The sequence below is a fragment of the Micromonospora echinofusca genome (assembly GCF_017614955.1).
Classification (GTDB): Bacteria; Actinomycetota; Actinomycetes; order Mycobacteriales; family Micromonosporaceae; genus Micromonospora; species Micromonospora echinofusca_A.
Genome location: NZ_WVUH01000407.1, coordinates 1 through 5,800, shown reverse-complemented (window position 1 = coordinate 5,800; position 5,800 = coordinate 1). Strand labels below are relative to the sequence as shown.

General features: G+C 72.7%; 5 protein-coding genes. 2 read left to right on the top strand and 3 right to left on the bottom strand.

Annotated elements, in window-relative coordinates; genetic code table 11:
- Positions 1-1,348: Nramp family divalent metal transporter (locus tag GSF22_RS29655; RefSeq protein ID WP_208817219.1), on the top strand; the 1,348-nt coding region annotated here is incomplete at its 5' end.
- A gap of 22 nt (positions 1,349-1,370) precedes the next feature.
- On the opposite strand, the gene GSF22_RS29650 is transcribed toward GSF22_RS29655, so the two are convergent.
- Together GSF22_RS29650 and GSF22_RS29645 are read right to left on the bottom strand one after the other, a co-directional pair.
- Positions 1,371-1,907, bottom strand: coding sequence for an RBBP9/YdeN family alpha/beta hydrolase (locus GSF22_RS29650; protein ID WP_208817218.1), 537 nt, complete (start codon positions 1,905-1,907; stop codon positions 1,371-1,373).
- Positions 1,908-2,004: 97 nt separating this feature from the next.
- Entirely contained in the window at positions 2,005-4,620 is a 2,616-nt protein-coding gene (locus tag GSF22_RS29645; RefSeq protein ID WP_307804442.1) for a glycoside hydrolase family 9 protein, read from the bottom strand.
- A 220-nt stretch (positions 4,621-4,840) separates the two neighbouring features.
- On the opposite strand from GSF22_RS29645, the gene GSF22_RS29640 reads away from it, so the two are divergent.
- Positions 4,841-5,575: a PP2C family protein-serine/threonine phosphatase gene (locus GSF22_RS29640; protein WP_208817216.1), complete on the top strand. Its 735-nt coding sequence runs from the start codon at positions 4,841-4,843 to the stop codon at positions 5,573-5,575.
- 39 nt (positions 5,576-5,614) lie between these two features.
- On the opposite strand, the gene GSF22_RS29635 is transcribed toward GSF22_RS29640, so the two are convergent.
- Positions 5,615-5,800, bottom strand: a 186-nt coding sequence (locus tag GSF22_RS29635) for an ATP-dependent helicase C-terminal domain-containing protein (protein WP_208817215.1), incomplete at its 5' end; no start/stop codon positions are given.

Sequence of the window (5,800 nt, the reverse complement as noted above, 5' to 3'; positions counted from 1 at the left end):
CTCCGCGTGGCGGATCGTCGGGCCGGGGGTGATCGCGGCGGGTGTCGGGCTGGCCTCCGGCGAGTTCGTCCTCTACCCCTACATCGCCTCGCAGGTGGGGCTGGTGTTCCTCTGGGCGGCGGCGGTCGGCATCGTCACCCAGTGGTTCCTGAACATGGAGATCGAGCGGTACACGCTGGCCACCGGGGAGACCGCGTTGACCGGCTTCTCGCGGTTCTGGCGGCACTGGGGGCTGCTCTTCGCGGTGCTGGTCTACTTCGCCAACCTCTGGCCGGGTTGGGTTTCCAGTTCCGCCACCATGGTCACCTACCTGGTCGGCGGGGACGTCACCTGGATCGCGGTCGGCATGCTGCTGGCGATCGGCGCCACCCTCACCCTCGCCCCGGTCGTCTACGCGGCGCTGGAACGGGTCGAGTTCGTCAAGGTCGGGCTGGTGGTGCTCTTCATCGTGGTGGCCGTGGTGTTCGCCATCAGCGCCGACGGCTGGCGTGAGCTGCCCCGGGCGGTGACCGCGCCGGACTTCCCGGTCGGGTTGGGCTTCGCGTTGATGCTCTCCGCGCTGGTCTTCGCCGGGGCCGGGGGCGGCCAGAACCTGGTGCAGTCCAACTGGATCCGGGACAAGGGGTACGGCATGGGCGCGTACGTTCCCCGGCTGGTCAGCCCGGTCACCGGCCGGGAGGAGGCGGCGGCGGACACCGGGGGTTCGGTCTTCGAACCGACCGCCGAGAACCTGGCCCGCTGGCGGCGCTGGTGGCGGCTGGCCAACACCGAGCAGCTGGTGACCTTCGTGCTGATCTCGTTCACCACGATCACCCTGATGTCGGTGCTCGCCTACTCGACCGTGTACGGCCTGCCCGGCCTGGGCAACAGCGTGGCGTTCCTGGCCGTGGAGGGGGAGCAGCTCAAGCGGACCGTCGCACCCTGGTTCGGCACGCTGTTCTGGGTGATCGGCGCGCTGTCCCTGTTCGCCGCCGCGATGGGCATCGTGGACTACACCAGCCGGCTCGCCGCCGACGTGCTGAAGACGTCGTACCTGCGCCGCCGTTCGGAGAGCCGGATCTACTTCGGCCTGGTCTGGGGCCTGGTCGGGCTGGGTTGCGTGATCCTGCTCGCCGGCTTCAGCCAACCGTTGCCGCTGCTGGTGATCTCGGCCTGCGTCGGCGGACTGATGATGTTCCTCTACTCGATCCTGCTGCTGGTGCTGAACCGTCGGGTCCTGCCCGCGCCGATCCGGCCGAGGGCGTACCGGGTGGTGGCGCTGGTCTGGGCGGTCGTGCTGTTCGGGGTGTTCTCCGCGCTGACGGTCTGGCAGCAGGGGGAGAAGCTGCTGGAGTGGCTGCGCGGCTGAGCGTGGGCGGCAGGGTCGGCGGTCACGCCAGGGAGGCGAGCAGCCGTTCCCCCTCGGGCCACGGGCCGTACCCGCTGGCGGTGTCGAGGTGCCCGGCGTCCCCGGCGTCGACCAGGTCGGCACCCCAGTCCCCGGCGTACCCCCGGGCCTGGTCGAAGGTCGCCCAGGGGTCGGTCCGGCTGGCCACCACGACCGCCCGGAACGGCAACCGTCGGCGGGGCATCACCCAGGCCGGCTCGTCCGGCGGGTCGTCTGGGCCGGGCCGCCACCGTGGGTCGAGGTGGGGCGGGGCGACGAGCAGCGCCGCGCGGACCGGGCCGGTGTGCCGGTCGGCCCAGGTGGCCACGACCAGGCAACCGCCGCTGTGGGCGATCAGGACGGCGGGTTCGTCGTCCGCGCCGACCGCCGCGTGCAGGGCGGCCACTCGTTCGTCGAGGACCAGCGGCGGCCCCGGCGGGGGCGGGGCCCACCGCCAGTCCGGGTGCGCGTCCGCCCACCGCTGCTGCCAGTGCTCCGGACGGGGTGCGCCGCGCCCCGGCACGAGGAGATATCGGGTCACCGGCCGATCGTAGGTGGCGGTGCCGGGGCGGCCGGTACACCGGTCGCGGGGCGACCGGTGTACCGGCGGAACCCCCGCTCGGGATTCCCGGTGGGGATCAGGAGCAGGCGGCACCGTTCAGGGTGAACAGGCCCGGTGCCGGGTTGGCGCCGCCCGAGGTGAGGGCGTTGAACCCGAAGGTCACCGTCCCGCCGGGGGCGATCCGCGCGTTGTACGACTCGTTCTTCGCGGTGACCGTGGCCCCCGACTGGGTCACCTTCGCCATCCACGCCTCCCGGACCTTCTGGTCGCCGGTGAACGCGAACCTCGCGGTCCAGCCGTCGATCGCGGTGCTGCCGGTGTTGCGGATGGTGACCTGTCCGGTGAAGCCCGTACCGCCCTGCCAGGTGCCGTAGTTGACGAAGTCGACCTGGCAGCTGCCGCGCGGGGCGACGGCGCCGTCACCCTGGTCGGCCAGGAACGACGCGATCCAGGTCAGCGCCGAGTTCCAGTTGATCGCGACCTCGTTGGTGGAGTACGAGTTGATGTCGTCGACGAAGCAGAACATCGGCTTGCAGCCGGCCAGCAGCTGCGCGGCGAACGGGTCCTGGAGGGCGGCGTTGGGGCCACCGGCCAGCGAACCGGCCGGCGGGTTCGGCAGCTCCGGGTCGATCTGGTTGCCGAAGATCCGGCTGTGCTGGTTCTTCGCGGCCTGCTCGCCGTACCCGGTGACGTACGACATGTTCAGCGCGTTGCGGCCGAGGAGGTAGTCCATGGCCTGCACGGCCCCGTCGCGGTACGTCGCCTCACCGGTCAGGTCGTACGCCGTGGCGAGCACCACCGCGTTGTTGATGATGTTGCCGTTGCCACCCCAGAAGTAGCTGTCCGGGTCGCCGGGCATCGGCAGCCCGTACGCCTGGTTGCGCAGCTCGGTGAGGTGCCGGTCGGCGGCGGCGGTCACCGAGGCTCGGATCCGGGTCTTCTCGGCGGCCGGCAGTCCGCTCGGCACGGTGGCCAGGTCGAGCCGGCCCAGCGCGGCGACGCCCTGCCAGCCGAAGCCCCGGGCCCCGAAGATGTCGGCGGTGTGGTGCGGCGAGGTGCTCAGGTCGGTCAGGTACGCCTGCTCCCCGGTGGTCAGGTACAGCTCGGCGGCGGCCCAGTAGAACTCGTCGGTGACGTCGGTGTCGTCGTACGCACCACCGCCGGTGGAGTCCGACGCCGGGGCGTACCTGGTCGGGTTGGCCTTCGCCGCCGCGTACGCGGTCTTCGCGGCGGTGCCGCAGCGGGTGGCGAACGCCGCGTCGTACGGGGCGAAGAGGCGGGCGCACTGGGCGGCGGTGGCGGCCAGGTTGAGCGTGGCGGCGGTGGACGGGGCGTGCAGCTCGCGCCGTTCCGGGTCGTCCTCGGGGGCCAGCGGCAGGCCGGTCCAGTTCACGTCGTGGATCTTGTGGTGGGCCATGCCGGCGAGCGGCCTACCGGCCGGCACCTGCATGCGCAGCAGGAACTCCAGCTCCCAGCGGGCCTCGTCGAGGATGTCCGGGGTGCCGTTGCCGCGCTCGGGTACCCGCAGGGTCGCGTCGCCCAGGGCCGCACCGCCGCCGGCGCTCGCCGCGGTCTTGGTCCGCTCGAAGGTGTTCAGCAGCTGGTAGGTGGCGATGCCGCCGTTGACCACGTACTTGCCGTGGTCGCCCGCGTCGTACCAGCCGCCCCGGACGTCCAGCGAGTAGTCGCAGACCCCGGGCTGGCAGGGCACGCTGGTGTCGCCCTTGTTGGGCGCCACGCCGAGGTGCCCGGCCGGGCGGGCGTACTCCGCGCCGACCAGGTCGCCGTCGATGGCGATGCCGCTGCGCTGGATGTAGAAGAACTGGAGCGCGTCCGAGCGGAGCTGGTCGTAGAGGTCTGCGGAGATGTCGAACGGGTGGCTGGTCTCCCCGTCGGCGACCAGCGTGTACCCGGTGCCGGCGGTCCGGTACGACGAGAAGTCGATGGTCTGCACGTTCTGCCCGGAGGCGTCGTCCACCCCGCGCGGGGTGCTCTGCCCGCTGGCCACCACACTGCCGGCGGCGGAGCGCAGCTGCCAGGTGAGCGGTGTGGTGGCCTCGGTGACCACGGTGGCGTTCTTCGGCCCGGACGGCAGGTAGCCGACCTGGTTGACCCGGACCCGGGGCCCGGTGTCCGGCTCGTACGGCGGGGCCGGCTCACCGCCGCGCAGCGAGACGTCGTCCAGGCAGACGGTCTGCTCGCTGGCGCCGCCGCCGACCTGGAAGATCAGCTGCGCCCGCGCGTCGTCGGCCGGCGCGGTGAAGGTCCGCTCGGTCCGGCCGGGGGTGGTGCCGGCGGTGGCGTCCACCGCGACGTACGACGTGTAGGGCGCCGTGCCCAGTTGCAGCACGGCCTTGATCGCGGTGCCCGGGGTGGCGGAGGCGTCGAAGCCGAGGGTGTACTCGCCCCCGGCGACCAGTGGGATGCCCTCCTGGCCGATGCCGGCGTCCCAGGGGTTGGCCAGCCCGCCCGGTACGGTGGCGCAGCCGCGACCGTCGGCGACCCCGATCGGCCCGGCGCCGTAGGTGAACCAGGGGGAGGTGCCGTTGCTGAAGTCGCCGTTGCGGACCTGTTCCGGGGCGTCCGGGGCCGGCTCGGCGGACGCCGGCCCGGCGGCGGTGCCGGTGAGGGCGAGGGAGGTCGCCGCAGCGAGCAGGGCGAGGCTGCGGCGGCGACGTCGGGGTCGCGTCACGGTGGTTCCTTCCGGGGGCGGTGGGGGTGCGGTGATTGGGAGCGCTCCCAATGGTTTGGCTCGATGTTTCCAGCAGGTGACCGCAGTGTCAATCGACGAATTCGCATAACCTCGGAACCGCACCTCACCGGGGGTGACCCGGGGTGAGATTCGCCGCGCCGCACATTCTCCTGGTGATCTACTAGAGACAACCCGGCCTCCTTTTGGCAGGCTGCGTGCCATGACCCTGAAGCTGCGTTCCGTGGGGGCGAGCGACCGTGGCCTGATCCGCAGCGGAAACCAGGACGCGGTGCACGCCGGCCCCTGGCTCGTCGCCGTCGCCGACGGCATGGGCGGTATGGCCGCAGGTGACCTGGCCAGCGCGATCGCCATCGACTCGGTGGCCCCCCTCGACGTGGAGACCCCGGAGGACGGGCTCATCGCGGCGTTGCAGGGCGCCATCGGTACGGCCAGCGCCCGGATCCGGCAGGCCGTGGCCGAGGACCCGGAACGGCAGGGCATGGGTACCACCCTCACCGCGCTGCTCTTCGCCCGGACCGGCAGTTGCCTGGCCCTGGCCCACATCGGGGACTCCCGGGCGTACCTGCTCCGCGACGGCGTGCTCAAGCAGGTCACCCGGGACGACACCTTCGTGCAGATGCTCGTCGACGAGGGTGTGATCACCGCCGAGCAGGCCAGCAGCCACCCGCGCCGGGCCGTGGTCACCCAGGCGCTCCAGGGGGCCGAGGTCTCCCCGGCGTACGCCACGATGGTGCCCTGGGCCGGGGACCGCTGGCTGCTGTGCAGCGACGGCCTGTCCAACGTCGTCCGGCCGGACACCCTCGCCGAGGTGCTCGTCTCGTACCCCGACCGGACCGCCTGCGCGGGCCGGCTGATCGACCTGGCGCTGCGGGCCGGCGGGCCGGACAACATCAGCGTCGTGGTGGCCGACGTGGTACCCGAGGACGCCGCCTGAGCCGGTCGCCGACCGCCGCCCCGGAGTGGCCGGGGGCGGCTAGCGGCGACGGGCGGTGGTGTGCCGGGTCGGCGGTGCCGTGGTCGGATCCTCCGGCCAGGGATGGCGCGGGTACCGCCCGCGCAGCTCCGCGCGCACCTGCGGATAGCCGGTACGCCAGAACGACGCCAGGTCGGCGGTGACCGCCACCGGCCGTCCGGCCGGGGAGAGCAGGTGCAGCAGTAC